This window comes from Streptomyces oryzae (assembly GCF_017676365.1).
In the GTDB taxonomy this organism is placed as follows: Bacteria; Actinomycetota; Actinomycetes; order Streptomycetales; family Streptomycetaceae; genus Streptomyces; species Streptomyces oryzae.
Window position 1 is genome coordinate 1 of record NZ_JADKMA010000106.1, and the last position, 24,914, is coordinate 24,914.

The following is a 24,914-nucleotide window of genomic DNA, read 5'->3' on the forward strand; positions in this document are numbered from 1 at the left end:
CCCCGCGCCGCCCTGCTGACCGCACTGCGCGACGCCATCCGCACCGGCCGCCTCGCCCCGGGCACCCGCCTGCCCTCCTCCCGTACGCTCGCCGCCGACCTGGGCCTGGCCCGCAACACCGTGGCCGACGCGTACGCCGAACTCGTCGCGGAGGGCTGGCTGACGGCGCAGCAGGGCTCCGGCACCCGGGTTGCGGACCGCGCGGAACCGGCAACCCCGCGCCGCCCGCGCGCGCCCTCGCCGACGGCCCCCGCCGAGCGCTCCTCCCGGTTCTCCCTCACCCGCCACCAGCGCTGGGAGCACCGCCCTGCCCACGACCTGCGGACCGGGGCGCCCGACGTCTCGGCTTTCCCCCGCCCGGCCTGGCTGACCTCGGCCCGCCGCGCCCTGACCGCAGCCCCGGCGCACGCCTTCTCGCACGGCGATCTGCGCGGCGCCGTCCAGCTGCGGCAGGCGCTGGCCGGCTATCTGGCCCGGGCACGCGGGGTGCGGGCCGACCCCGACCGCATCGTGATCTGCGCCGGGTTCGCACAGGGCATCGCGCTGCTGGCGCGTGCGGTGCCGGGGGCCATCGCCGTCGAGGAGTACGGGCTGCCCTTCCACCGCGAACTCCTCGAACCGGTGACGCGCACCCGCCCCCTCCCGGTGGACGCGCACGGCGCCCGTACCCAACTCCTGGACGCCGACCCCGAGTTCGCCGACGTACGGGCAGCGCTGCTCACCCCCGCGCACCAGTACCCGCTCGGGGTCCCGCTGCACCCCGACCGCAGAGCGGCGGTGGTCGAGTGGGCGGGACGGACCGGCGGACTGGTACTGGAGGACGACTACGACGGCGAATTCCGCTACGACAGAAACCCGGTAGGAGCCCTCCAAGGGCTCGACCCCGAGCGCGTCGTCTACCTCGGCACCGCCAGCAAAGCCCTCGCCCCGGCCCTGCGGCTGGCCTGGATGGTGCTGCCCGACCGCCTGGTGGAGCCCGTCCTGGCCGCCAAGACGCCCGCCGAGTGGACAACCGGCACCCTCGACCAGCTCACCCTCGCCGACTTCCTGGACTGCGGCGCGTACGACCGTCACGTACGCGCCATGCGGCACCGCTACCGCGCCCGCCGCGACCGCCTGGTCGGGCAACTGGCCGCCCGCGTCCCCGCCGCGAGGGCCACCGGCATCGCCGCCGGCCTGCACGCCGTCCTCCGCCTCCCACCCGGAGTGACGGAACCGGCCGCCCTCCGCACCCTCCAGCAGGCCGACGTCGCCCTCGACCCCCTCTCCGCCTTCCACCACCCGGCGGCCCCCACGGATGCCCAGCCCCCCTCCCTGGTCGTCGGCTACGGCACCCCCGCCGAACACGCCTACGCGGCCGCACTGGACGCCTTGTGCGGGGCGCTGGCGCGCTGCGGTCAGGCGTCCGGGCCCACGCCGCCGGGGTCCGTCTCGTAGGAGAGAGTCAGCCGCGGCGGCAGGCACCATTCGCCGTAGAGGATCATGCCATCCTCGTCGCTCCAGCGGTGTGCGCCCGCGAGGGTGGGTGCGCCTGGCGGAATGCCGAGGTGTCCGGCCTCGCGCCGGTCGGCTTCCCGGGCGTGCATGTCGTCGCGGGCGTAGGTGGGGGCACGCCCGGTGGCTTCGAGCACCTTGGACAGCAACCCGTGCACCTTACCGGGCGCCGTGCTGAGCAAGTCCGGTACGAGTGCGGCGAAGTGGGCGGGGAACCAGTCGACGGCCAGCATCAGCCGGGCCTTGCCGCGCCCGACGACATACTCCCGCCTGACGACCTGGTCCCCGTGGTCCAGGTCGAAGATCTCCGCCACGTACAGCGGCGGCAGGACCAGCTCCGCTGCCGTGACAGCAGCGGACTCGCCCTCAGTCAGCACACTTCCGGTCCGCCGCGCCAGCCCCGCCCGTTCGGCAGGCGTCAGACTGACCGGCGCCTCGTCCGCGACGAACGTCCCGCGTGGCGAGGTCCGTACGACGCCCTCCACCGCGAGCTGACCCAGCGCCCGCTGCGCCGTCGCCCCCGCGCACCGATACGACGCCGCCAACTCCTTCACGGTCGGGACCTTGTCCCCGGGCCCCAACTCCCCGCTCAGAATCCGGTCCCGCAGCTCGGCGGCGATGTCCATGAAGCGCTGTTCTGCCATGTGACGCAAGCTAACCGGTGAACTAGTTCGCCGAAAGAGCCCAACTGCGAACTAGGACACCTCTGATGGGTGAACCTCGACGCAAGCCCTTGCGAGTGAACTAGGACAGCGACACGGTGACCTAGTACGCACTGGTCCCAGCCCCTCATGGGAGGAGCACTGTATGAGCCACGAGAAAGACCCCCCTCTTCCAGAAAGACCTCCGACTGTTGCCGTGGACGTCCGACACCGGGAAGCCCTGCTACCTGGCGCCCGGCGCGGAGGACGGGATGATCTCCGCGTTCGCCGATGCGGCTGAGGAGCGGCAGGTCAGGGACGCGGCACGGGTGTTGGGGGAGTGCGAGGCCGTCCTGGCGCAGCCCGCTGCGGGGGCGTTGGCTCTGCGGCTGGCCTTAACCGCATGCATCCGAGCCCTCCGCAACGTGCTGCGCGTCGCGCACAGTCGGGGCCTGCGGCTCGGGGTCTGCGACGACCAGTAGTCCGAGCTCCGGCATGATCGGCGGTGATCCGTGTTCCGGACAGAGAATCGGAGTGAACTGCCGTGTCACGTCTGCGCTGTGCCCTGCTCGATGACTTCCAGGCCGTGGGAACCTCCCTCGCGGACTGGTCGCCTGTCGAGGAGCGGATCGACGTCGGCAACGTTCGGGACGCCCCGCTCGGATCTATCCTCAACGGCACCGCCATGACGGCGGCCCAGACGCACATCCGCACTGTTGTGGTCGCGCGAGACGGCGGGGACGAGGATGACGACGACAGCGGCGACGACGGATGCAACCCGGTGGGGGACGGGGAGTGCTCCCCTGGATTCCCCAGCAGTTCGTGCAGCCCGAGGAACTAATGGACACCATCCCAACAGGCACCGAGTCCCTGTGGACGCTGGTACGTCCACATACAGGCAATCAGCATGACGTTCGGCCGATCTCGCGCGGGAACGGAGCGGACGTCACGGCTGTGACCCGATGCGAGCACGGCCCCTTCTTCGTCAAGGCCGTCCGTAACCGAGCGGGAGGCCGCCGGGCTTCCCTCATCCGCGAACGACTCGTGAATCCCTCCGTACGAGCCATCTCTCCCGCTCTGCGATGGCACGCCGAAGACGACGAATGGATCGCGCTCGGTTTCGAGGCCGTGGAAGGACGCCCTTCGAATTTCGAGCCCGGCTCCGCAGACCTTCCCGCGGTCGTCGCAACCATCGGCCGTATTCAGGAGTTCCCGGTGCCTGCGGAGGCTCGCGACTGGAGCGAAACGCGCTGGGACAGGTTCGCCGATGAAGGCGCAGCGGCGTTCTTCGGCGGTGACACGCTGCTGTTCACCGACGTAAACCCCGACAACTTCCTGATCGGAAACGGACGGACATGGGTCGTGGACTGGTCGTGGCCCACCACGGGTGCGGCGTTCATCGACCCGGCCTGCCTGGTCGTGCAGCTCATCGCCGCCGGTCACACGGCGGAGCAAGCAGAGGCATGGGCGAATGGATGCAAAGGGTGGGCGGAAGCCGGCCCTGCCGCGATCGACGCTTTCGCCCTCGCCACCTTGCGTATGAACCGGCGACAAGCCGACAGATTCCCCGAGGCGCGCTGGCTCGGAGACATGGCGGGAGCAGCCCGCCAATGGGCCCTCCACCGAGGCGTGGGGAGATAGAGCCGGTCCACGAGATCGATCGGGTGCGTGCGACGAGGAGCCCGCCCATGAGCAGAGCCAGCTCGGGGGCATGATCTGGGCTGGCCCCCTGTAACTGCCAGGAGATCGGAGCCCAAAGACATGTCACGTCTGCGCTGTGCCCTGCTCGATGACTTCCAGGCCGTGGGAACCTCCCTCGCGGACTGGTCCCCCGTCGAGGAACGGGTCGAGGTGGTGAGCTTCCAGGAACATCCCGGCGACGAGGACGCGTTGGTCGGCATGCTCGGCGGGTTCGACATCGCGGTGACGCTGCGGGAGAGGATCGCGTTCCCGGCGACGGTCCTCGCCCGGCTGCCCCGCCTGAAGCTGCTGGTCGCCTCCGGGATGCGGAACTCCGTCATCGACTACGCGGCGGCGGAGGAACACGGGGTGACGGTGTGCGGGACGGCCAGTTCGCAGACGCCGCCCCTGGAGCTGACGTGGGCGCTGTTGCTGGGGCTGGCGCGGGGGATCGGGACGGAGAGCGCCGCCGTTCGTGAGGGCGGGCCCTGGCAGCAGACGGTGGGTGCGGATCTGCACGGGCGGCGGCTCGGGCTGCTCGGGCTCGGCAAGATCGGCGGGCGGATGGCCCCCGTCGCCGCGGCGTTCGGCATGGAGGTGGTGGCCTGGAGCCAGAACCTCACCCAGGAGCGGGCCGACGAGGTGGGCGCCGTACGGGCCGGGTCGCTCCATGAGCTGCTGCGCGCCAGCGACTTCGTCTCCGTACACCTCGCGCTCAGCGACCGTACGCGGGGTCTGCTGGGGGCTGACGAGTTCGCGGCGATGAAGCCGGACGCCTACCTCGTCAACACCTCCCGGGCCGCCATCGTCGACCAGGACGCGCTGCTGGACGCGTTGCGTGGCGGCACCATCGCGGGTGCGGCCACCGATGTCTTCGACGCCGAGCCCCTCCCCGCCGACCACCCGCTGCGCACGGCCCCGCGGCTGCTTGCCACCCCGCACCTGGGGTATGTGACCCGCGACAACTACCGCCGCTATTACGGCCAGGCCGTGGAGAACATCCAGGCCTATCTGGAGGGCACCCCGCTGCGGCGCCTCCCGTGACGGCGGCCACGGGAGGCCAGGGGTGCCCCGGGGCGCGGGCTCGGGCTACCCCGCCAGAACCGACCGCAACTGCTCAAGCCCCCAGTCCAGGTCCTCCTTCGAGATGCACAGCGGCGGCGCCAGCCGGATCGTGGAGCCGTGGGTGTCCTTGACCAGCACACCGCGGGCCATGAGCCGTTCGGAGATCTCGCGCCCCGTCCCGTGGGAGGGATCGATGTCGACGCCGGCCCACAATCCACGCCCGCGCACCTCACGGACAGCGGAGGCGGGCAGCAGTTTCAGCTCGCGGTGCAGATGCTCGCCGAGTTCCTCGGCCCGCTGCTGGAACTCCCCGCTCCGCAGCATGTCGAGGACTTCCAGCGCCACCGCGCAGGCCAGCGGGTTGCCGCCGAAGGTGGAGCCGTGTTCGCCGGGCCGGTGCACGCCCAGCACCTCGCGGGAGGAGACCACGGCGGAGACGGGCACGACACCGCCGCCCAGCGCCTTGCCGAGGACGTACATGTCCGGGACGACGCCCTCCTGCTCGCAGGCGAACGTCGCGCCGGTGCGGCCCAGCCCCGACTGGATCTCGTCGGCGATGAACAGCACCCCGCGCGAGCGGGTCAGCTCCCGCACGCCGGCCAGATAGCCGGGCGGCGGAACCAGGACGCCCGCCTCCCCCTGCACGGGCTCCAGCAGCACCGCGACGGTGTTCTCGCCGGCCTCGTCGACGGCCGCCTCCAGCGCCGCCAGATCGCCGTACGGGACGACCTCGAAGCCCGGCGTGTACGGACCGTGGTCGGCGCGGGCCTCCTCGTCGGTGGAGAAGCTGATGATCGTCGTCGTACGGCCGTGGAAGTTGTTGTCCGCGACGATGATCTTCGCCTGTCCGTCCGGGACGCCCTTGACCCGGTAGCCCCACTTGCGGGCGGTCTTGACGGCCGTCTCCACCGCTTCCGCTCCGGTGTTCATCGGCAGCACCATCTCCATCCCGCACAGTTCGGCGAGCTGGGCTGCGAAGTCGGCGAAGCGGTCGTTGTGGAAGGCGCGGGAGGTGAGGGTGACCCGGTCGAGCTGGGCCTTGGCCGCTGCGATCAGCCGCGGATTGCGGTGGCCGAAGTTCAGGGCCGAGTAGCCGGCCAGCATGTCGAGATAGCGGCGCCCCTCGACATCGGTCACCCACGCGCCGTCCGCGGTGGCGACGACGACGGGGAGCGGGTGGTAGTTGTGCGCGCTGTGAGCCTCCGCTGTGGCGATGCTCCGGGCGCTGATCGAGGGGCTCGAGAGGGTGGGCTGCGTCGACATCGTCGTCTCCGTTCCTCCGTACATTCGGCGTGCTGCCCGGTGGGGCTGCACCTTTCTATCTTCTGTCGCCCGGGGCGTCTGCTGCGGCGCCCGGCTCATTTGTCTGCGCCCCTCGTCCGGGCCGTGTGCTCCCCCCGGCCCGGCCCGTGCCCCAGCTCACCCGCGACTGGGGCGCGGGCCGGTACGCGCACCTGAGAGAATGGCCGCATGGCCAATGATCGTCCTCGCGTGCTGTCCGGGATCCAGCCCACCGCCGGTTCGTTCCACCTCGGCAACTACCTCGGCGCCGTGCGCCAGTGGGTGGCGCTCCAGGAGACCCACGACGCGTACTACATGGTCGTCGACCTGCACGCCATGACGATCCCGAAGGACCCGGCCGAGCTGCGCGACAACTCGCGGATGGCGGCGGCCCAGCTGCTGGCCGCCGGTCTCGACCCGGAGCGCTGCACGCTCTTCCTGCAGAGCCATGTCCCCGAGCACACCCAGCTGAGCTGGATCGTGGAGTGCCTCACCGGCTTCGGCGAGGCCGCGCGCATGACCCAGTTCAAGGACAAGTCCGCCAAGCAGGGCACCGACCACACCAGCGTCGGGCTGTTCACGTACCCCGCGCTGATGGTCGCCGACATCCTGGTCTACCGCGCGCACCAGGTCCCGGTCGGCGAGGACCAGCGCCAGCACCTGGAGCTGACCCGCACCATCGCCGAGCGGTTCAACGGGCGGTACGGCGCCACCTTCCCCGTCCCCGAGGCGTACATCCCGAAGGAGACGGCGAAGATCTACGACCTCCAGGACCCGGCGGTCAAGATGAGCAAGTCCGCCTCGGCGCCCAAGGGGATCATCGAGCTGCTGGACGAGCCGAAGACCACCGCCAAGAAGATCAAGAGCGCGGTCACCGACACCGACACCGTCATCCGGTTCGACCGGGACAAGAAGCCCGGCATCAGCAACCTGCTGACGATCCACGCCACACTCACCGGCGCCGGAATCCAGGAACTGGAAGATAAGTACGCGGGCAAGGGCTACGGTGCGCTGAAGACGGATCTCGCGGAGATCGTCACGGACTGGGTGACGCCGTTCCGTGACCGGACCCGTGAGTTCATGGACGACCCGGCCGCGCTGGACAAGATCCTGTTCGACGGCGCGGAGAAGGCCAGGACCGTGGCGAGCGAGACGCTGCGGGACGTGTACGACAAGGTGGGCCTCGTGCCCGGCAGGCGGTGAAGGGAGAACCTATGGGCGCGGGAGCGACCGTCACCCTCGGCGTATCGCTCGCCGTCCCGGAGCCGTACGGCACACTGCTCCAGGCGCGGCGGGCCTCCTTCGGCGACGCCGCCGCCCATGGCATCCCCACCCACATCACGCTGCTGCCGCCCACCGAGGTCCCGGCCTCGGCGCGGCCCGCGGTCGAGGCGCACCTGGCGGGCGTGGCCCTGGCCGGACGCGCCTTCCCGGTGCGGCTGTCGGGCACGGGCACGTTCCGGCCGCTGTCGCCGGTGGTGTTCGTCCAGGTCGTGGAGGGCGCGACGGCCTGCTCCCGGCTCCAGGAGCGGGTCCGCGACCCGGAGGGCCCGCTCGACCGCGAGCTGCACTTCCCGTACCACCCGCATGTGACGGTCGCGCACGGCATCCCGGAGCCGGCCATGGACCGCGCCTACGAGGAGCTGGCCGATTTCGAGTGCGCGTGGACGGCCGCCGGCTTCGCCCTCTACGAGCAGGGCGCGGACATGGTGTGGCGGCTGAAGCGGGAGTTCCCCTTCGCCCAGCAGCCGAGCCCGGGTCCGGGCCAGGGCCCCGGCACCGGTCCCGGCCATCCGCAGGGCAGCCCCGCGCTGGAGGGCGCGCCACCGCTCGAGGTCCCCGTACCGGCCACGCCCTGCCGCCCGCCGCACCAGCGGCGCTCAGCGCTGCGGCCCCCCGCCGCCACGCTCTGACCGGCGTCCGTAACCGACGGCGGGACCGTACGCGGTAACGTCCGGTCACGGCTGAAGATCGCTGGACCGGTCAGGCCTGGGCAGGGCCTGGTCGGGGCTGGGTAGGGCTGGGCAAAGCAGGCAGGTGGCTGGTGTGGAGAGACTGAAGAAGCTGCCGCTGGTCGGCCCGCTCATCGGGCCCCTGACGGCGTGGTTCCGCACCGTGCTGGCCCGCCTGCGCACCACCCGCCTCTGGCGGATCTACCAGCATCTGGAGTCCCGCAAGTGGACCCGGCTGGCCGCCGCCATCACCTTCATCAGCTTTCTGGCGCTGTTCCCGATGCTCGCCATCGGCGCCGCCATCGCCGCGTCCCTGCTCTCCCACGACCAGATGAACCGGCTCCAGAACACCCTCACCGACCAGGTGCCCGGCATCTCCGACCAGCTGGAGCTCCAGTCGCTGGTGGACAACGCCGGCACCGTCGGCGGTATCGCGGGCGCGGCGCTGCTGCTCACCGGCGGACGCTGGGTCGGCACCCTGCGCGAGAGCCTGCGCGCCGTGTGGGACCTGGAGGAGGACCCCGGCAACGTCGTCGTCCGCCGCGCCGTGGACGTGGGCATCCTGCTGGGCCTCGGCGTCGTCGGGCTCGTCTCCTTCGGCGGCTCCGCGTTCGCCGTGACCGCCGCCCGATGGGTCGCCGAGCAGCTGGGCACCGCCGAGGGCAGCGTGGGGACGTTGCTGCTGCGTGCCGCCGGCTACGCCGCCGCCGTTGCCGCCGACTTCGTGCTGCTGTGGTACGTGCTCACCCTGCTGCCCCGGGTGCAGCCGCCGCGCCGCGCGACCCTGGCGGCGGCCCTGCAGGGCGCGGTCGGCTTCGAACTGCTGAAGCTGCTGCTCGGCGGCTACCTCGAGCAGGTGGCCGCCAAGAACATCTACGGCGCCTTCGGTGTACCCATCGCCCTGCTGCTGTGGATCAGCTTCATGACCAAGCTGCTGCTCTACTGCGCCGCCTGGACCGCCACGGCCCCCGCCCCCGGCGAGGGCCCCGCGGCCCAGCAGCCCGTCAAGGACCTCACCGGTGACGGCGACGACGACGGCGACGACGACGGCGACGGCGAAGAGGACCAGGACGACGGCGAAGACGACCAGGACGACGGCGAGCGCGCCGACAGCGACGGCGACGGCGAGGACGTCAGCGGCGAGCGCGGCGCGCCAGCTCCGGAAGCGGCCAGCGACGGTGCACCCCGTACGCCACCAGAGCAAGAGCGACCAGAGAACCGGCCGTGATCCCCAGCGCCGTCCCGGCACCGCCCGAGGGCTTGCTGTGGGCGTGCGCCGCCGCGCGGGAGTCCGAGCCGCCCGCCTCGCCGTCCTTGCCCGCAAGTGTGCCCCCGCCGCTGGCCGCGCTGCCCGGCGCCGCCAGCTCGCCGACCGGCTCGACCTTGCCGTCGGCGGCGAAGCCCCAGTCCAGCAGCTTGGCGGTCTCCTTGTAGACGCCGTGTGCCTCGGCCGCCTCCGGGTGCATGACCGTCACCAGCAGCACCCGGTCACCGCGCTGTGCCACGCCGGTGAAGGTGTTGCCCGCGTTCGTCGTCGAGCCGTTCTTGACGCCTGCGATCCCCGGGTAGGGGTCGATACCGACATCGCCCGTCAGGAGCCGGTTGGTGTTCTGGATCTGGAAGCTCCCGCGCTTCTTCTTGCCGGTCTTCTTGTCCTTCTTCGTCTCACCGGGGAACTTAGCGGAGGCGGTCGCCGCGTACTCGCGGAAGTCCTTGTTCTGCAGCCCTGAGCGCGCGAAGAGGGTCAGGTCGTACGCCGAGGAGACCTGGCCCTTGTGGTCGTAGCCGTCCGGGCTGACCACCTTGGTGTCGTTGGCGTGCAGGGTGCGGGCCCGCTCGTTCATCTCCTTGACCGTCTTCGCCTTGCCGCCGTTCATGGCCGCCAGCACGTGCACCGCGTCGTTGCCGGAGCGCAGGAAGACACCGAGCCACAGGTCGTGCACCGTGTAGGACTCGCCCTCCTTGACGCCGACCAGGCTGCTGCCCTCGCCCATCCCCGCCAGGTCCTCGGGGACCACCTTGTGGCTGCGGTTCTTCGGCAGCTTGGGCAGCACCGTGTCGGCGAACAGCATCTTCAAGGTGCTGGCCGGGGGCAGCCGCCAGTGGGCGTTGTGCGAGGCCAGCACCTTGCCCGACTCGGCGTCCGTGACGATCCAGGAGCGCGCCGAGAGCTTGGTCGGCAGCTGGGGCGCGCCCTTCTTCAGATTCACCTGGGTACCTGGCCGGCCGAGCCGCTCGCCGCCGATGGTGGACATCTTCGCGGGCGGCTTGGGCTCGGTCTGCTTGCCGGCCAGCTGGTTCTCGTCGGCGTAGGAGGGCTGGGCTCCCGCGGCGGTCAGCAGGGAGAGGACGAGTGCGGTGGAGGCGAGGCCACCGATCGTGGTCGCGCGGCGCTCGCGCGAGCCGCCGCGCGGGTACGGGCGCGCGGCGCGGTCTGAATAATGCGAAGAAATGGGCACCCACCGAACGTACAGGCCCATGCACGGGTTGGGGACGTCGAGCCCCACCATGGACGGATTCCGGTAGTCCAACTCGCGCAGTTCCGTAGGCCAATGGGGGCGGGCCCCCGGTCGCGGAGCGGGGCGGTCATACTGGACATCATGCGCGACACCTCCACCACGCCCGCCACCACGGACCCCGCAGCGGATCCCGGGCCCGGGACGGCGGCGGAGCCCTCGGCGGCACGGCGGACGGGGCTGGTGCTCTCCCGGCGGGTCTCCTGGTTCCTGCTGGCCTTCGGGGTCTGGTCCTGGTTCGTCTGGATCACGTTCGTCAAGAACCTCTGGAAGGACAGCAGCGGACTGGCTTTCGACGACGCCGGTGACCCGACGGGTTATTTTTGGGTCCACCTGCTGCTGGCGATCACCTCGTTCCTGCTGGGAACGGCGATCGGTCTGATCGGTCTGCGCGGACTGCGGGCGGCGCGGGACGCCCGGCGCCACTGAGCCGCCGGGCGCGACTGAGCCGCCCGGGGCGGGTCCGGGAGCGGGGGAGAGCGAGGGGGAGGAGCGGCCGTCATGGTGGTTGTGTTCGTACTGATCGGGCTCGTCGTGCTGGGCCTGCTGGCAGGCACCCATGTCTACCTGTGGCGGCGCTTCGTACGTGACGTGTCCGCGCCACGGAGCTGGTGGCGGCGGCTGGGCACGGTGCTGGCGGTGGTGCTGCCCGTCACCACGTTCGGCGCGCTGGTCTCCGGCCGCGCGGGCGCGCCCTTCCCGCTGCAGCAGGTGCTGGCCTGGCCCGGCTTCCTGTGGCTGGCCTGCCTCCTGTATCTGACGCTGGCGCTGCTCGCCGGGGAGCTGGTGCGGTTCGTGCTGCGGCGTACGGCGTGGGGGAGGGAGCGGGCGGCCCGGCACCGTACGGCGGAGCCCGAGCCGGGCCCCGCCGCCGAGGAGCCGGTGCCCGTGCCGGAGTCAGTGCCGGAGTCCGCGTCCGTGGGGGCCGAGACGGCGGGCGGCTCAGGCGGCGTCGCCACCGAGGCGACGACCGGGTCCGCGGCCGGCTCCGCGGCGGGGCCTGCGGCGGGTCCCGCGGCCGGGTCTCGGGGCGCCCCCTCGCCGGCCGGCCCGCACACCGTGCCGCTCTCCGCGTCCGTCCCCACCCGGCGGGTCTTCCTCGCCCGCACTCTCGCCGGTACCGCGGCGGTGGCGGGTCTCGGCACCACAGCTGCCGGGGCCTACAGCGTGCTGAACGGGCCGACCCTCAAACACATCACCGTCCCGCTGGCCAAGCTGGGCCGGCGTACGCACGGCTACCGCGTCGCCGTCGTCAGCGACATCCATCTCGGGCCGATCCTCGGGCGTGCCCACACCCAGCGGATCGTCGACACCATCAACAAGGCACAGCCGGACCTGGTGACGATAGTCGGCGACCTGGTCGACGGCAGCGTCGCCGATCTCGGCCCGGCCGCGGAGCCGCTGCGCGGGCTGCGGTCCCGGCACGGGTCGTTCTTCGTGACGGGCAACCACGAGTACTTCGGCAACGCCCGTGAGTGGATCGACCACCTGCGCGAGCTGGACGTCCACCCGCTGGAGAACGCCCGGCGCGAGCTGCCGGGCTTCGACCTCGCCGGGGTCAACGATCTCGCGGGCGAGGACCAGGGGGAGGGGCCGGACTACGACAGGGCGCTCCGCGACCGTGACACCTCGCGGGCCTGCGTGCTGATGGCGCATCAGCCGGTGCAGATCCATGAGGCCGTCGACCATGACGTGGATCTTCAGCTCTCCGGGCACACCCACGGTGGCCAGATGTGGCCTGGCAACCTGCTCGCGGCCCTCGCCAATCCGACCGTTGCCGGGCTCGAACGGTACGGCGACACCCAGCTGTACGTCACCCGTGGTGCGGGTGCCTGGGGGCCGCCCGTGCGGGTGGGTGCCGATTCGGACATCACCATTGTCGAGCTGGCCGCGAAGAGGGCATAGCTCTTCCGGGGAGGGGCTGCCCCCTGTTCGCCCGTCGCAGTCTGCAGGCTCGTTATGGTCGCTCGCGCAGTTCCCCGCGCCCCTTACGGGGCGTCCAGCAGTCGCAGTACGCTCCGCCAGGAGTCGGCCCGCGCGGACTGGTCGGCCTTAGCGGTCGCGGCGACAGCACCATTGCGGCCGCCCTCCTGGCCGGGCTGGCCGAGGGGGAACCAGTTCACGTGGTGGCCGGCGTCCGGATAGACCAGCTTTTTCGCTCCCTGGCGGGCCATGGCGGCGGCCGAGCCCGCGGAGCCCCACATCTTGTCGTTGCCGCCCGCAACGGCGAGGACGGTGCCGCGTACGTGGTCGAGGGGGATGGGCCCGGTCGGGACCGGCCTGCCGTGGTCGGTCCAGGCGGTGGTGCCGCTCAGGTAGGGGCCGTTGACGTTGGAGGAGGGCGCGTACGCGATGACGTCGCGGAAGACGGACGGACGGCGCTGCCCGAGCAGCTGGGCCGCCTCGCTGCCGCGCGAGTTGCCCATGACGGCGAGCCGGTCCGGATCGGCGGCCTGCTGCTTGCGCAGCAGCTTCCCGGCCCTGGTGAAGTAGTCCAGGTCGATGTCGTCGATGCCGTTGGGCCGCCCTGACCCCTTTCCGCAGCGGAAATAGCACACCGACATCGCGGGGTGCCCGTGCGAGGCGAGCAGCGCCGCGGTGTACGTACCGGCGTTGCCGCCTTCGGAGCCGCCGAACACCAGCACGGGAGCCTTTTTGCCGCTGCCCTTGGGCGGCAGGTACAGATCGCCCGCGATCTCGTCCTTCGCGACGGTCAGCTTGCGGTGCGTGGTGCCCCTGGTCAGCCACTCCCGGACCAGGTCGCGGCGGGCGACGCGCTCTCCCCTGTCCTTGCCGGACAGCGCGGTCGCGCTGAACCGCACCGAGTAGGAGCGCTGCTTTCCGGGCGGGCCGGGGTGGTACGAGAACGCCTTGCCGCTGCCGATCAGCTTCGCGTACCGGCCGCCGGCCGGCAGCATGCTCTCCAGCAGCCGCGCGGTGCCCTTCTTGCCGAGCTGCACGGCCCCCTTGCTGTCGGCCGTATGCGTCACCGCGGCCGTCCAGCGCCCGCCGTCCCGGTCCGTGGCCGCTACGCCGATCTTCACCTTGGTGCGGGGCGCGAGCCCCTTGAGCCGTACGTCGACCGGAGCATCCGCGAGACCGACCGACTGGTCGGTCTCGAACCGCACCCCGTGCTGCCCCGAGGGCTTCGCGGGGCCGCGCTTGTCCGCGCCGTCACCGCCCCCGCAGCCCGCCGCGGCGAGCGTCAGGGCGAGTGCCACCGTTGCCGTCCGTACGATCCGCATCCGTCCCATCGGCCGCACGATACGCACCCGGGGGCCCCACCCCGCATGAGGGGCACGGTTGTTGCCGTACGGCGCACCCACCGGCAGGGAGGGACGTACGCTTTCCGCCCGACCACCAGTGGAGGAGATGGTGACCCGTCCGGACCCGGACCTGCTGAGACAACTCCCCGCACCGCACCCGGACGAGGCCCCGCTGCCGCCCCCTGCGGCGATCAGCGGCATCCGGCTGCTGCGCGGCGTGCCCTACGCTGTTCCCGAGGGCGGCCGCCCCCTCGAACTCGACCTGTGGCTCCCCGCCGGAGGACCGGCTCCCCTGGTGCTGTACGTCCACGGCGGTGCCTGGCGGCGTGGGCGGCGCGACGACCTGGGGATGCGCACCCGCGACTGGGACCCCGGCCCCTTCGCCCGGCTCGCCGCCGCGGGGCTCGCGGTCGCCTGCGTCGACTACCGCCTCAGCGGCGAGGCCCGCTTCCCCGCGCCGCTGGAAGACCTGCGTGCCGCACTGCGGTGGCTGACGCTCCGTTCCCCGGAACTGGGCATCGACACCGGCCGCACCCTCGTGTGGGGCGAATCCGCCGGAGGGCACCTCGCGGCGCTGCTGGCCCTCACCCGTCCCGACCCGCCCCTCGCGGGCGCCGTCGTCTGGTACGGACCCAGCGATCTGACCACCCCGCGCGGCGGCTACTCGCCCGACTCCGCCGAGACCCCTGAAGCCGCACTCCTGGGCGCGGCCCCCGCCGCCTGCCCCGAACCGGCCCGCGCCGCCAGCCCGCTCGCCCATGTGCACGCCGCCGCGCCGCCGTTCTTCCTCGCCCACGGCACGGAGGACACCATGGTCGCCCCCTCCCACACGGAAGACCTGGCAGCCGCCCTGCGGGCGGCCGGCGTCCCGGTCCGGCTCCGCCTGGTACCCGGTGCCGACCACGGCTGGTACGGCGCCCCCGACGCCGAGGTCTCCGGCATCTTCGCCGCCTCGCGGGAATTCGCCGTTCGGCAGCTGCTGTGAGCGGGAAAACGAAAGGAGGCGTGCCCTGGCGAACATGGCACGCCTCCCGGAGGACCGGAACCCGGAACCCTCAGAAACGGCGGGTGATCAGCGCCCGCTTGACCTCCTGAATGGCCTTCGTCACCTCGATGCCCCGCGGGCAGGCTTCGGTGCAGTTGAAGGTGGTCCGGCAACGCCACACGCCGTCACGGTCGTTGAGGATCTCCAGCCGCTGCTCCCCGGCCTCGTCCCGCGAGTCGAAGATGAACCGGTGCGCGTTCACGATCGCGGCGGGCCCGAAGTACTGCCCGTCGTTCCAGAACACCGGGCAGGAGGAGGTGCACGCCGCGCACAGAATGCACTTGGTGGTGTCGTCGAACCGCTCGCGGTCCTCAGCGGACTGGTACCGCTCGCGGGTCGGCTCGTTCCCCTTCGTCACCAGGAACGGCATGACATCGCGGTACGCCTGGAAGAACGGCTCCATATCGACCACGAGGTCCTTGAGCACCGTGAGCCCCTTGATGGGCTCCACGGTGATCGGCTTCTCGGGGGAGATGTCCTTCAGCAGCGTCTTGCAGGCGAGCCTGTTGCGCCCGTTGATCCGCATGGCGTCCGAACCGCAGATGCCGTGCGCGCAGGAGCGGCGGAACGTCAGCGTGCCGTCCAGCTCCCACTTGATCTTGTGCAGCGCGTCCAGGACGCGCTCCTTCGGGTCGATCTCCAGCGAGAAGTCCTGCCACTGCGGCTCGTCGGAGACCTCCGGGTTGAACCGCCGGATCCGCAGCGTGACGGTGATCAGATGCGCGGCGGCACCGCCCTCGGCCCCCGAGGGGCCGGCGGCGTCGTTCTTCTCAAGCGTTGCGGTGCTCACGCGTTCCTCCTGGCGCCGTGCGGGTGAGCGAGGATGCCGATGGTTGCGGGCCGGAAGGCGACGGACGGTGCCGCCGTGTCCGGCCGGCCCGGCCGGGGGTTCGGGGGTTGTCCCCCGAGGGAATGCAGCATCAGTACTTACGCTCCATCGGCTGGTAGCGGGTCTGCACGACCGGCTTGTAGTCCAGCCGGATCGACTCGGTGCCGTCGTCGCCCACCTCGCGGTACGCCATGGTGTGCCGCATGAAGTTGACGTCGTCGCGGTTGGGGAAGTCCTCGCGGTAGTGGCCGCCGCGCGACTCCTTGCGGGCGAGTGCCGAGACCGCCGTGACCTCGGCCAGGTCGAGCAGGTTGCCCAGCTCGATGGCCTCCAGCAGGTCGGTGTTGAAGCGCTTGCCCTTGTCCTGGACGCTGATGTCGCGGTAGCGCTTGCGCAGGGCGCCGATCTCCTCGACGGCCTCCTTCAGCGTCTGCTCCGTGCGGAAGACCATGACGTTCTTGTCCATGCACTCCTGGAGCGCCTTGCGGATCTCCACCACGCGCTCGCTGCCGGTGGCGTCCCGCAGGTTCTCGATCTCGTCGAGCACGAACTTCGCGGGCTCCTCGGGGAGTTCCACGTGGTCGGCGCTCGCCGCGTACTCGGCGGCCGCGATACCGGCCCTGCGGCCGAAGACGTTGATGTCCAGCAGCGAGTTGGTGCCCAGCCGGTTGGCGCCGTGCACCGAGACGCAGGCCACCTCGCCCGCCGCGTACAGACCGGGAACCGGCGTGGTGTTGTCGGCCAGCACCTCGCCCCGCACGTTGGTGGGGATGCCGCCCATCGCGTAGTGCGCGGTCGGCTGGATCGGCACCGGGTCGGTGTACGGCTCGATGCCCAGGTAGGTGCGGGCGAACTCGGTGATGTCGGGCAGCTTGGCGTCCAGCTGCTCCGGCGGCAGGTGGGTGAGGTCCAGGAAGACGTGGTCGCCCTCGGGGCCGCAGCCGCGGCCCTCGCGGATCTCGGTGTAGATCGCGCGGGAGACGACGTCGCGGGAGGCGAGGTCCTTCATGACGGGCGCGTACTTCTCCATGAAGCGCTCGCCGTCCTTGTTGCGCAGGATGCCGCCCTCACCGCGGGCGCCCTCCGTGAGCAGGATGCCCATCTTCCAGATGCCGGTCGGGTGGAACTGGAAGAACTCCATGTCCTCCAGCGGCAGCCCGCGCCGGAACGCGGCGGCCTGGCCGTCGCCGGTCAGGGTGTGCGCGTTGGAGGTGACCTTGAAGAACTTGCCGTTGCCGCCCGAGGCGAAGACGACCGCCTTGGCCTGGAAGATGTGCACATCGCCGGTGGCCAGCTCGTAGGCGACGACGCCGGCGGTCTTCGTGACGCCCTCGTCCTCGTTGAGCAGCAGGTCCAGGACGTAGAACTCGTTGAAGAACTCCACGCCTTCCTTGACGCAGTTCTGGTACAGCGTCTGGAGGATCATGTGGCCCGTGCGGTCGGCCGCGTAGCAGGAGCGGCGCACCGGGGCCTCACCGTGGTTGCGGGAGTGCCCGCCGAACCGCCGCTGGTCGATGGTGCCGTTGGGGGTGCGGTTGAAGGGCAGGCCCATCTTCTCCAGGTCGAGAACGGAGTCGATGGCCTCCTTCGCCAGGATCTCGGCGGCGTCCTGGTCGACCAGGTAGTCGCCGCCCTTGATCGTGTCGAAGGTGTGCCACTCCCAGTTGTCCTCCTCGACGTTGGCGAGGGCGGCGGCCATGCCGCCCTGGGCAGCGCCGGTGTGGGAGCGGGTGGGGTAGAGCTTGGTCAGCACCGCGGTGCGGCTGCGCTTGGTGGACTCGATGGCCGCGCGCATACCGGCGCCGCCCGCGCCGACGATGACGGTGTCGTACTTGTGGATCTTGACGTTGTTCACGTTGCTCATCAGGAAAACCTCAGCCTTCGGCCCCGGTACGTCAGCGGATGTTCGGGTCGAAGGTGAAGATCACCAGCGTGCCCAGCAGGACGGTGAAGACGGTGGCCGTGTACAGCAGCATCTTCAGCCAGAAACGGGTGTTGTCGCGCTCGGCGTAGTCGTTGATCACCGTGCGCAGCCCGTTGGCGCCGTGCAGCATCGCAAGCCACAGCATCAGCAGGTCCCACACCTGCCAGAACGGCGAGGCCCAGCGGCCCGCGACGAACGCGAAGCCGATCTTGCTCACGCCGCCGTCCAGCACCAGCTGGATCAGCAGATGGCCCAGGACGAGCACCACCAGCACGATGCCGGACAGCCGCATGAACAGCCACGCCTGCATCTCGAAGTTGCCGCGCGACGCCTTCGGCGTCTTCGCGGTCCGCTTGCGCGGCGGCTCGATCACGGGCGCGGGGTGGTCCACGTCGAACAGCGCTACGTCGTCCTGGGGGCCGGTGGGCCCGTCGGACCCGGCGTCGGCCGGCTTGGTCGTCTCGGTCGTCGACATCACGCATCAGCTCCCGAACAGTTCGCGCAGCGTGTGCTGGAGAACCGGGTAGAAGGCACCCGCCATGAGGACAACCCACACGCCCAGCACGGACCACAGCATCTGCTTCTGGTACTTCGCGCCCTTCGACCAGAAGTCCACGAGAATGACCCGCAGGCCGTTCAGCGCGTGGAACAGGATGGCGGCCACCAGGCCGTACTCCATCAGGTTGACGAGCGGAGTCTTGTAGATCGCGACAGTGTCGTCGTACGCCTCTGGTGAGACGCGCACGAGCGCGGTGTCGAGGACGTGCACGAACAGGAAGAAGAAGATGAGGACGCCGGTGACTCGGTGAGCCACCCAGGACCACATTCCTTCCCGGCCGCGGTACAGCGTTCCAGCCGGCACGGAAAAACCCTCCGGGAGCGGATATTGGGGCCTGCCGGCTTCGGTAGGTCGGGCGGGCCCGGCCGGGTACGGTCCACCGGCCTCGGTCATCGTAGCGACGGGCTGTCGGCACGTTCGCGCAGGGGTATGCAGGTGTGATCAATCAGGCACGGACGGCCTACCTGCGGTGTGAGGGCCGCCACATCCTTGGCTGTCCGGTGCCGGAAATCGCCCCTGAGGTGGCCAATCGCCCCAGCCGGCCCCGGGCGAGCCGCCGCAGCTCCTCCGCTGTCACGGCCCACTCCTCTTCCGCGTCGTTCTCCAATCGCAACCGGATGCCCGCCAGCGTCTGGTCCAGCCGCTCCTCCACCGCGAACCCGTCCAGACAGCACAGAAACGCGTGTCCGAACTTGCGCTCATACGCGCCGTGGGCGGCGCGCAGCGCGGTGTGCGCGGCGAGTACGCCCGGGTGCGGCTCCCCCTCCAGTGGATGCGCGGCCGACTCGCAGACCAGCGCCTCCCGCAGATCCCCTGAGGTCAGGTCGTAGCTCGCCTCGTCGGCCGCGGCCAGCAGGGCCTCCACGTCGGGATAGGGCCGGTGTGCCACGATCCGGCGTGCCCAGCGGCGGCTGCCGCAGCAGCGCAGGAGGAGGGACTCGGCCGTGTCGGCGGCCGCGGTGTTGAGCCGATCCAGAGGTGTCCGCGTCTGCGACTGCGAAGAGGTGGGATGGCTCATGCGCTCGGTAGGTGGCTCCGTAAGTCCGAAGAATCCCGATGTCGGGGAGGAAGTCGTCACCGTAGCCGGGAAGAGGGAAGATCAGTCGTGCGACTCCTGGGTTTTCACCCGGAAGGGAACACGCTGGAGCGCATAGCTGACAGGGAAGGGTTGGAAAGGGGAAATACCGTATCCGCATGGGACGAAAATGGTCGAAGAAGTCCGAAGGGGCAGCCGACGGGGCCGTCGGCCGCCCCGGCACGCTGGTGGCCCTCGCCCTCGCCGCCGGTCTGGTGGGACTGACGAGCCTGACCGGCTGCTCCGGCAACGGCGACGGTGACGGGGGCGGCGAGGCGCCCTCGGCCTCCGCGTCCCACCGTGACCGCGGGTCCCAGCAGCCGCCCAAGGGGGCCGACCGGCTCGGCCCGGCACCCTCAGCGGTTCCCTCCGTACGCGAATGGAAAGCCGTGCGCGGCCCAGGCTGGCAGCGTACGCAGCACACCCGCGTCGTCACCGGCGCCGACTCGCTCCGCGACGAGGCCGAGCTGCTCGCCGGTGAGTTGCAGGTGGACGTCGCCAAGGGCCCGGCCCACACCGGCGACATCGAGCTCAGGCGGGAGAAGAGCGGCAAGGGTGACGGGAAGGGCGGCACAAGCGGCAAGGACGGCAAGGGCGGCAAGGACGGCAAGGACGGCAAAGGCGGCGGGAAAGGCGAGCCGGGGCACGGGCCGGAGAGCTACCGGCTGGTCAGCCGCGCCGGCAAGGTCACCATCACCGGCAACGACGACGCCGGCGTCTTCTACGGCACCCGCACCCTGCTCCAGACCCACCGTGCGCAGGGCCGGTTCGCCGAGGGCACCGTCCTGGACGCGCCCGACCGCACCCAGCGCGGCTTCTCCCTCGACATCGCGCGCAAGCACTTCAGCGCCGACTGGATCAAGGCCCGAATCCGGGAGATGGGCAATCTCAAGCTCAACCAGCTGCAGCTGCACCTCTCCGACGACCAGGCGTTCCGTATCGAGAGCGACACCCACCCCGAGATCGTCTCCGACCCGCACCTGACCAAGGCCGAGGTCCGGGACATCGTCCGGCTCGCCGCCTCCCGGCACATCACCGTCATCCCCGAGATCGACTCGCCCGGCCATCTCGGCGCCGTCATCAAGGCCCACCCCGACCTCCAGTTGCGCAGCGCCACCGGCCGGACGCCGCGCGGAGCCGTCGACATCGGCAACCCCGCCGCGGCGAAGCTCGTCGACGACCTGCTGGCCGAGTTCGCCGACCTGTTCCCCGGCCAGTACGCACACGCCGGCGGCGACGAGTACCAGGCGCTGATGGCGGAGAACCCCGAGCAGACCTACCCGGGCCTCGCCGCCAAGGCGCGGGAGAAGTTCGGCAAGAAGGCCAAGGTCCAGGACCTGGCGACCGACTGGCTCAACGACCGCGCAGCGACGCTCCGCGAACACGGCAAGACGCCGCAGGTGTGGAACGACGGCATGCACCGCGGCGGCGTCGTCAAGCCGGACAAACCCCGCCAGGTCGCCTACTGGACCGGGCGGGAGCCCGGGGAGCGGCAGCCCGTGGAGTATCTGAAGGAGGGCTGGAAGGTCGTCAACCTCAACGACAAGTACCTGTACTACGTCCTCGGGCAGCCCAACAAGTTCACCTACCCCACAGGCCGCCTCATCTACGAGGACTGGACGCCCGCCGTGGTGCGCGGCACCAAGCCGGTGCCCGGAAAATGGGCCGGGAGGGACCGCATCGTCGGCGGCCGGTTCGCCGTCTGGGGCGACCTGGCGAACGCGCAGACGACCGAGCAGGTAGCCCGCGGCATCCGGCTGCCGCTCGCCGCGACGGCCCAGAAGCTGTGGGATCCCGGGCGGCCGGAGCGCTCATGGAGCGACTTCGTGAAACTGGTTGACAAAGTCGGCTGATCCCGACATGCGCCACGGAAGTGCCAGGAGGACCATGGAACGAGGGAATGTCCCTCTCGACTCCCTCTCGAAAGCGTCCCTCTCTGGAGCAGCACGATGACACGGTTCATGGACGTACATCACGGCATGAAAGGGATCACGGCCGACGAGCTCATGGCCGCCCACCGGGCGGACCAGGAGATCGAGGGCGAGGAAGGCGTGCACTTCGAGCGGGCGTGGGCGGACCCGGAATCCGGGATCGTCTACTGCCTCTCCGAGGCGCCCTCGGCCGAGGCGGTCCTGCGCGTGCACGACCGCGCCGGACACCCGGCGGACGAGATCAATCCGGTGCCCCTCGCGGTCTGAGTCCGGTCCGGGGGGCCGGAAAAGCCGAAGACGACCGGGGTCGCCACCCCCCACAGGAGAGACCCCGGTCGCCGTCGGACACGGGCTCACTACGCCAGCGGCTTGCCCGTACTCCCCTCAGCGTCACTGCCGCGCAATGTGTTACGCCCGCACGCCACACCCGCCGCACATGGCCGCTGACGGCGGGCGAGAACCCCCTCCCGCATCTCCCGCTGACGCCCCGCCCCTCCCTCCGGCATGGACGAGCGTGCACACTTGGCCTTAGCGTGCTCCTCGCGCCGCGCCAGGTTGACCGATCTGGCAGCCGGGACGCGAACCTGGCAGTCGGGACGCCGACCCCCCGGTAGCGGCGCGTGGCACAGACACCTTCGCGGAGTGGGGCGAGACACGAGCGTGCAGGGGGACGACGCGGAGCTGACCGCTGCGGTACGCGCGGCGCAGGAGGGGGACGAGCCCGCCTTCCGCACCGTCTACCGCTCCGTGCACCCGCGCCTGCTGGGTTACGTCCGCACGCTGGTGCCGGACGCGGACGCCGAGGACGTGGCATCCGAGGCGTGGCTGCAGATCGCCCGCGATCTGCCGCGCTTCAAGGGCGACGCGGACCGGTTCCGCGGCTGGGCGGCGCGGATCGCCCGCAACCGGGCCCTGGACCATCTGCGGATGCGCGGCCGCCGCCCGGCTGTGGGCGGCGACGAGAGCGAGCTGACCGGCCTGCCGGCGGGCGCCGACACGGCGGACGAGGCGCTGGAGGCGCTGGGGACGAGCGACACGATGGCGCTGATATCCCAACTCCCGCGCGACCAGGCCGAGGCCGTGGTGCTGCGGGTGGTGGTCGGGCTGGACGCCAAGAGCGCCGCCCAGGTGCTCGGCAAGCGGTCGGGCGCCGTACGGACGGCGGCCCACCGAGGGCTGCGCAAACTGGCCGAGCTGCTGGAGGAAGGGACGCCGGGGCCATCCGGTGGCGCAGCCGAGGGCGCGGCCGACGGCGTGGCCGGGCCGGTGACGGACGGGCCCAGGCCGGGCGGGGGTGTGGCCAAGGGCAGGGCACGCGGCATGGCCCGCGGTGTGACGCATAAAGCCACACGAACGCTGAGGGAAACGTGATGGCGGACGACCGGTACAGCTGGCTGGATGAAGAGACCGCGGAGCGTTTGCTGCGCGGACTGCCGGTCGACGCCTGCGACGGCGACGACGCCGGCGCGGGCCCCGAGCGCGCGCGCTCCGCCGGGCCGGAGGCCTCCGCCACGCCCGAGGAACCCGCCGCACCGGAGGAGAACCCGCGGGCTGCCGTGGCCGGACGGTCGGCCCGTCCGGAGCCGTCGGAGTCCGGCCAGTCGGTACGTTCTGACCAGTCGGTAGGCCCCGACCAGGCCGGGCGGCCCGGGGGGCACGAGCAGGCGGGACGCTCCGGGGCACCAGGCCGGTCCAGAGGGCTCGGACGAAGAGCCGAGGGCCGTCTCGACGTGCCCTCACACGCCTGGTTCCGCGAGGCCGACCGCCGTACGGTGGCCCGGCTCGCCGCCGCGCTGGACGAGCTGTCCGCCACCTACAGCGCGCCCCCTTCCACCACCGCCGGCAGCACGCCGGTCGAACTTCCCGGCGAGGCCGCGGCGCTGGACGCCTTCCGTGCCGCGCAGGTCGGCGCGGTGCGCGGCGGCGTGCCCGGTGCCGCCTCGGCCGCGCTCGGCGGCGGCGGAGCACCCGGCAGTGCCCGCAGCCGTGCCCGCAACCTGCTGACGGGCAGGCCGCTGCGCGCCGGGTTCGCCGTCGCCCTCGCGGGCTGCGCGCTCGGCGGCGTCGCGGTCGCCGCCGGAACGGGCGTACTGCCCACCCCCTTCAGCAGCGGTGACGCGCCCGCTGCCACCGTTTCCCCGGCCACCAGCCCCAGCGGTGGCGGTTCCGAGGACGGAAGCGGCGCGGAGAAGACCCCGGGCCGCGACACCGCTGGTGACCGGCACGGCGGCCGTGGCCGCTCCGGCGGTACGGAGACCGGCGACGGCGGCAAGGGCGAGCGGCAGGACGGCTCCCTGGACCTCGCCGACTCCGGCGGTGCCGGAGGCGACAAGGACGGCAAGCACGGCAAGAACGGGAACAAGAGCACGCCGGACGGCAAACTTCCCGGCACCGACAAGCCGCTCGACGAATCCCAGAAGGAAGCCATCGCCGCCGCCCTGTGCAAGGGGTACGCGGCGAACAAGCTGGAGGCCGACGACCGCCGCAAGCTGGAGCGCGCGGCGGGCGGCCGGGCCGTGGTGCGGAAGTTCTGCGCCGAGCACGGAAACACGGGGTCCGGCAGTGACTCCGGCGGTTCCGGGCAGGGCGGCAGCAGTGGAGGAAGCGGCGGCGACGGCGACGGCGGCGCCGACAGCGGGGGAAGCGGCAGCGGCGGGAGCGACGGCGGTTCGACGGGTGGTGACGGGGACCCCCCGGCTCCGGGTGACTCCGACGGCGGTTCGACCACCGGCGACTCCGGCGCGACGGGCAGCAGCACGGGCTCCGCGTCGGTGAAGCCCACGCCGAGTCCGACGGTGACAGGCGCCACACCCACACCCTGAGCCGTCGGTGTGACACTTTCGCCGGGCACGGCGCTGAAGAGAGTGAGCCGACTGGTCATCGGCGGCGCGGTAAGCCCGAGGTTCCCCCCGTACCTCTGGGTTCGCGCGATGGCGCGGGCGGGACACGTTCCCCCGGTCCCGCCCGCGCCCCCTCACTTTCCGGGTCGCCTTTCCCGGCCGGGGGTCCGGGGGTTGTCCCCCGGGCGAGTGCAGTCCCCGGTCCCGCCCGCGCCCCCTCACTTTTCGGGGGCCTCTTTTTTCTTTTCCGGGGCCCTCTTTCTGCGTCGGCGGGTGCCCGCCGTACGAGCTTCGCTGATTGCCCGGGTGCGGGCCCGTTGTGGTTGCTCGCGCAGTTCCCCCCCTTCGGGGCGCGGCTCCCGGCCGGGGGTCCGGGGGTTGTCCCCCGCGGAGAATGCAGCCCCCCGCCCCTTCGGGGCGCGGTTTCTCACTTGTAGACGATGACCTTGTCGCCCGGGCGGATTTCGGCGAAGACTTTGGCGATCTTGGCTTTGTCGCGGACGTTCACACATCCGTGTGAGGCTCCGGCGTACCCGCGGGCGGCGAAGTCGGCGGAGTAGTGGACCGCCTGGCCGCGGCTGAAGAACATCGCGTAGGGCATCGGCGTGTGGTAGATCGTCGAACGGTGGTGCCGGCTCTTGAAGTTGACCTTGAACTGGCCTTCCCGGGTCGGCGTGTACGCCGACCCGAACCGCACGTCCATGGCCGTCCGCACCTTCCCGTCGACCATCCACAGCGCCGTCCTGCTCGCCTTGCTGACGCACAGCGCGCGCCCCGTCAGACAGCGCGGGTCGGGCTTGGCCGGCGGGCGGGTGG

At 71.4% G+C, this 24,914-nt stretch carries 24 protein-coding genes; 14 read left to right on the top strand and 10 right to left on the bottom strand.

What is annotated here, in order from left to right; all coding sequences use genetic code 11:
• Positions 1–1,437, top strand: a 1,437-nt coding sequence (gene pdxR / locus ITI46_RS20320; RefSeq protein WP_209241108.1) for a MocR-like pyridoxine biosynthesis transcription factor PdxR, incomplete at its 5' end; no start/stop codon positions are given.
• Here pdxR and ITI46_RS20325 read toward each other — a convergent pair.
• Positions 1,398–2,138: a GntR family transcriptional regulator gene (locus tag ITI46_RS20325; RefSeq protein WP_247746289.1), complete on the bottom strand. Its 741-nt coding sequence runs from the start codon at positions 2,136–2,138 to the stop codon at positions 1,398–1,400. The genes pdxR and ITI46_RS20325 overlap by 40 nt on opposite strands.
• A 541-nt stretch (positions 2,139–2,679) precedes the next feature.
• On the opposite strand from ITI46_RS20325, the gene ITI46_RS20330 reads away from it, so the two are divergent.
• From ITI46_RS20330 to ITI46_RS20340, 3 genes are all read left to right on the top strand, one after another.
• Positions 2,680–2,976, top strand: a complete 297-nt coding sequence (locus ITI46_RS20330; RefSeq protein WP_209241131.1) for a hypothetical protein — start codon at positions 2,680–2,682, stop codon at positions 2,974–2,976.
• The gene (locus tag ITI46_RS20335) at positions 2,976–3,776 is read left to right on the top strand and encodes a phosphotransferase (RefSeq protein WP_247746290.1); all 801 of its coding nucleotides are present in this window, start codon (positions 2,976–2,978) and stop codon (positions 3,774–3,776) included. Before ITI46_RS20330 ends, ITI46_RS20335 begins: the two co-directional genes overlap by 1 nt.
• A 120-nt stretch (positions 3,777–3,896) precedes the next feature.
• Positions 3,897–4,859: a D-2-hydroxyacid dehydrogenase family protein gene (locus ITI46_RS20340; protein WP_209241110.1), complete on the top strand. Its 963-nt coding sequence runs from the start codon at positions 3,897–3,899 to the stop codon at positions 4,857–4,859.
• A 45-nt stretch (positions 4,860–4,904) separates the two neighbouring features.
• Here ITI46_RS20340 and rocD read toward each other — a convergent pair whose 3' ends face one another.
• Positions 4,905–6,143: an ornithine--oxo-acid transaminase gene (gene rocD / locus ITI46_RS20345; RefSeq protein ID WP_209241111.1), complete on the bottom strand. Its 1,239-nt coding sequence runs from the start codon at positions 6,141–6,143 to the stop codon at positions 4,905–4,907.
• A 207-nt stretch (positions 6,144–6,350) separates the two neighbouring features.
• Between rocD and trpS the strand changes: the two genes are divergently transcribed.
• The 3 genes from trpS (at position 6,351) to ITI46_RS20360 (ending at position 9,341) form a co-directional block, all read left to right on the top strand.
• On the top strand, positions 6,351–7,364 hold the full coding sequence (gene trpS / locus ITI46_RS20350; RefSeq protein WP_209241112.1) for a tryptophan--tRNA ligase: 1,014 nt from the start codon (positions 6,351–6,353) through the stop codon (positions 7,362–7,364).
• Positions 7,365–7,375: 11 nt separating this feature from the next.
• Positions 7,376–8,074 (top strand): 2'-5' RNA ligase family protein, encoded by a 699-nt coding sequence (locus tag ITI46_RS20355; RefSeq protein WP_209241113.1) that lies wholly within the window; start codon positions 7,376–7,378, stop codon positions 8,072–8,074.
• A gap of 133 nt (positions 8,075–8,207) precedes the next feature.
• The gene (locus ITI46_RS20360) at positions 8,208–9,341 is read left to right on the top strand and encodes a YihY/virulence factor BrkB family protein (RefSeq protein WP_209241114.1); all 1,134 of its coding nucleotides are present in this window, start codon (positions 8,208–8,210) and stop codon (positions 9,339–9,341) included.
• Here the strand turns inward: ITI46_RS20360 and ITI46_RS20365 are convergent.
• Positions 9,247–10,491 carry a D-alanyl-D-alanine carboxypeptidase family protein gene (locus ITI46_RS20365; protein ID WP_307808252.1) on the bottom strand — a complete coding sequence of 415 codons (1,245 nt, stop codon included), beginning with the start codon at positions 10,489–10,491 and terminating at the stop codon, positions 9,247–9,249. The genes ITI46_RS20360 and ITI46_RS20365 overlap by 95 nt on opposite strands.
• A gap of 318 nt (positions 10,492–10,809) precedes the next feature.
• On the opposite strand from ITI46_RS20365, the gene ITI46_RS20370 reads away from it, so the two are divergent.
• Complete coding sequence (locus ITI46_RS20370; RefSeq protein WP_209241128.1) at positions 10,810–11,058, top strand: SCO4848 family membrane protein; 249 nt, start codon at positions 10,810–10,812, stop codon at positions 11,056–11,058.
• Positions 11,059–11,130: 72 nt separating this feature from the next.
• On the top strand, positions 11,131–12,534 hold the full coding sequence (locus ITI46_RS20375) for a metallophosphoesterase (RefSeq protein WP_209241115.1): 1,404 nt from the start codon (positions 11,131–11,133) through the stop codon (positions 12,532–12,534).
• 83 nt (positions 12,535–12,617) lie between these two features.
• Here the strand turns inward: ITI46_RS20375 and ITI46_RS20380 are convergent, their stop codons facing one another.
• Complete coding sequence (locus ITI46_RS20380; protein ID WP_209241116.1) at positions 12,618–13,883, bottom strand: alpha/beta hydrolase family protein; 1,266 nt, start codon at positions 13,881–13,883, stop codon at positions 12,618–12,620.
• 118 nt (positions 13,884–14,001) lie between these two features.
• Between ITI46_RS20380 and ITI46_RS20385 the strand changes: the two genes are divergently transcribed.
• Positions 14,002–14,880: an alpha/beta hydrolase gene (locus tag ITI46_RS20385; protein ID WP_209241117.1), complete on the top strand. Its 879-nt coding sequence runs from the start codon at positions 14,002–14,004 to the stop codon at positions 14,878–14,880.
• A 70-nt stretch (positions 14,881–14,950) separates the two neighbouring features.
• Here the strand turns inward: ITI46_RS20385 and ITI46_RS20390 are convergent, their stop codons facing one another.
• From ITI46_RS20390 to ITI46_RS20410, 5 genes are all read right to left on the bottom strand, one after another.
• Entirely contained in the window at positions 14,951–15,730 is a 780-nt protein-coding gene (locus ITI46_RS20390) for a succinate dehydrogenase iron-sulfur subunit (RefSeq protein ID WP_209241118.1), read from the bottom strand.
• Positions 15,731–15,860: 130 nt separating this feature from the next.
• Complete coding sequence (sdhA, locus tag ITI46_RS20395) at positions 15,861–17,633, bottom strand: succinate dehydrogenase flavoprotein subunit (RefSeq protein ID WP_209241119.1); 1,773 nt, start codon at positions 17,631–17,633, stop codon at positions 15,861–15,863.
• Positions 17,634–17,664: 31 nt separating this feature from the next.
• Positions 17,665–18,168, bottom strand: a complete 504-nt coding sequence (locus ITI46_RS20400; protein ID WP_247746291.1) for a succinate dehydrogenase hydrophobic membrane anchor subunit — start codon at positions 18,166–18,168, stop codon at positions 17,665–17,667.
• 6 nt (positions 18,169–18,174) lie between these two features.
• Positions 18,175–18,555, bottom strand: a complete 381-nt coding sequence (sdhC, locus tag ITI46_RS20405) for a succinate dehydrogenase, cytochrome b556 subunit (protein WP_209241120.1) — start codon at positions 18,553–18,555, stop codon at positions 18,175–18,177.
• A 157-nt stretch (positions 18,556–18,712) separates the two neighbouring features.
• Positions 18,713–19,270, bottom strand: a complete 558-nt coding sequence (locus ITI46_RS20410; RefSeq protein ID WP_209241121.1) for a 2-oxo-4-hydroxy-4-carboxy-5-ureidoimidazoline decarboxylase — start codon at positions 19,268–19,270, stop codon at positions 18,713–18,715.
• A 176-nt stretch (positions 19,271–19,446) separates the two neighbouring features.
• Here ITI46_RS20410 and ITI46_RS20415 point away from each other — a divergent pair, with 176 nt between their 5' ends.
• The 4 genes from ITI46_RS20415 to ITI46_RS20430 all read left to right on the top strand — a co-directional run bounded on the left by ITI46_RS20415 (position 19,447) and on the right by ITI46_RS20430 (position 24,080).
• Complete coding sequence (locus tag ITI46_RS20415) at positions 19,447–21,180, top strand: beta-N-acetylhexosaminidase (protein WP_209241122.1); 1,734 nt, start codon at positions 19,447–19,449, stop codon at positions 21,178–21,180.
• Positions 21,181–21,276: 96 nt separating this feature from the next.
• Positions 21,277–21,525 carry an SCO4226 family nickel-binding protein gene (locus ITI46_RS20420; RefSeq protein WP_209241123.1) on the top strand — a complete coding sequence of 83 codons (249 nt, stop codon included), beginning with the start codon at positions 21,277–21,279 and terminating at the stop codon, positions 21,523–21,525.
• Between the two features lie 393 nt (positions 21,526–21,918).
• Positions 21,919–22,629: an RNA polymerase sigma factor gene (locus tag ITI46_RS20425; RefSeq protein ID WP_209241130.1), complete on the top strand. Its 711-nt coding sequence runs from the start codon at positions 21,919–21,921 to the stop codon at positions 22,627–22,629.
• Positions 22,629–24,080: a hypothetical protein gene (locus ITI46_RS20430; RefSeq protein WP_209241124.1), complete on the top strand. Its 1,452-nt coding sequence runs from the start codon at positions 22,629–22,631 to the stop codon at positions 24,078–24,080. The genes ITI46_RS20425 and ITI46_RS20430 overlap by 1 nt, the downstream gene beginning before the upstream one ends.
• 445 nt (positions 24,081–24,525) lie before the next feature.
• Here ITI46_RS20430 and ITI46_RS20435 read toward each other — a convergent pair.
• The coding region (locus ITI46_RS20435) for a L,D-transpeptidase (protein ID WP_209241125.1) at positions 24,526–24,914 on the bottom strand (389 nt) is incomplete at its 5' end.

Excerpts from the sequence above, each read along its gene's own strand:
- rocD (WP_209241111.1), bottom strand. The coding sequence starts at position 6,143 with ATGTCGACGCAGCCCACCCTCTCGAGCCCCTCGATCAGCGCCCGGAGC.
- ITI46_RS20355 (WP_209241113.1), top strand. The coding sequence starts at position 7,376 with ATGGGCGCGGGAGCGACCGTCACCCTCGGCGTATCGCTCGCCGTCCCG.
- ITI46_RS20335 (WP_247746290.1), top strand. The coding sequence starts at position 2,976 with ATGGACACCATCCCAACAGGCACCGAGTCCCTGTGGACGCTGGTACGT.
- ITI46_RS20380 (WP_209241116.1), bottom strand. The coding sequence starts at position 13,883 with ATGGGACGGATGCGGATCGTACGGACGGCAACGGTGGCACTCGCCCTG.
- ITI46_RS20430 (WP_209241124.1), top strand. The coding sequence starts at position 22,629 with ATGGCGGACGACCGGTACAGCTGGCTGGATGAAGAGACCGCGGAGCGT.
- trpS (WP_209241112.1), top strand. The coding sequence starts at position 6,351 with ATGGCCAATGATCGTCCTCGCGTGCTGTCCGGGATCCAGCCCACCGCC.
- ITI46_RS20325 (WP_247746289.1), bottom strand. The coding sequence starts at position 2,138 with ATGGCAGAACAGCGCTTCATGGACATCGCCGCCGAGCTGCGGGACCGG.
- ITI46_RS20415 (WP_209241122.1), top strand. The coding sequence starts at position 19,447 with ATGGGACGAAAATGGTCGAAGAAGTCCGAAGGGGCAGCCGACGGGGCC.
- ITI46_RS20410 (WP_209241121.1), bottom strand. The coding sequence starts at position 19,270 with ATGAGCCATCCCACCTCTTCGCAGTCGCAGACGCGGACACCTCTGGAT.
- ITI46_RS20420 (WP_209241123.1), top strand. The coding sequence starts at position 21,277 with ATGACACGGTTCATGGACGTACATCACGGCATGAAAGGGATCACGGCC.
- ITI46_RS20340 (WP_209241110.1), top strand. The coding sequence starts at position 3,897 with ATGTCACGTCTGCGCTGTGCCCTGCTCGATGACTTCCAGGCCGTGGGA.
- ITI46_RS20400 (WP_247746291.1), bottom strand. The coding sequence starts at position 18,168 with ATGTCGACGACCGAGACGACCAAGCCGGCCGACGCCGGGTCCGACGGG.
- sdhA (WP_209241119.1), bottom strand. The coding sequence starts at position 17,633 with ATGAGCAACGTGAACAACGTCAAGATCCACAAGTACGACACCGTCATC.
- ITI46_RS20375 (WP_209241115.1), top strand. The coding sequence starts at position 11,131 with ATGGTGGTTGTGTTCGTACTGATCGGGCTCGTCGTGCTGGGCCTGCTG.
- ITI46_RS20385 (WP_209241117.1), top strand. The coding sequence starts at position 14,002 with ATGGTGACCCGTCCGGACCCGGACCTGCTGAGACAACTCCCCGCACCG.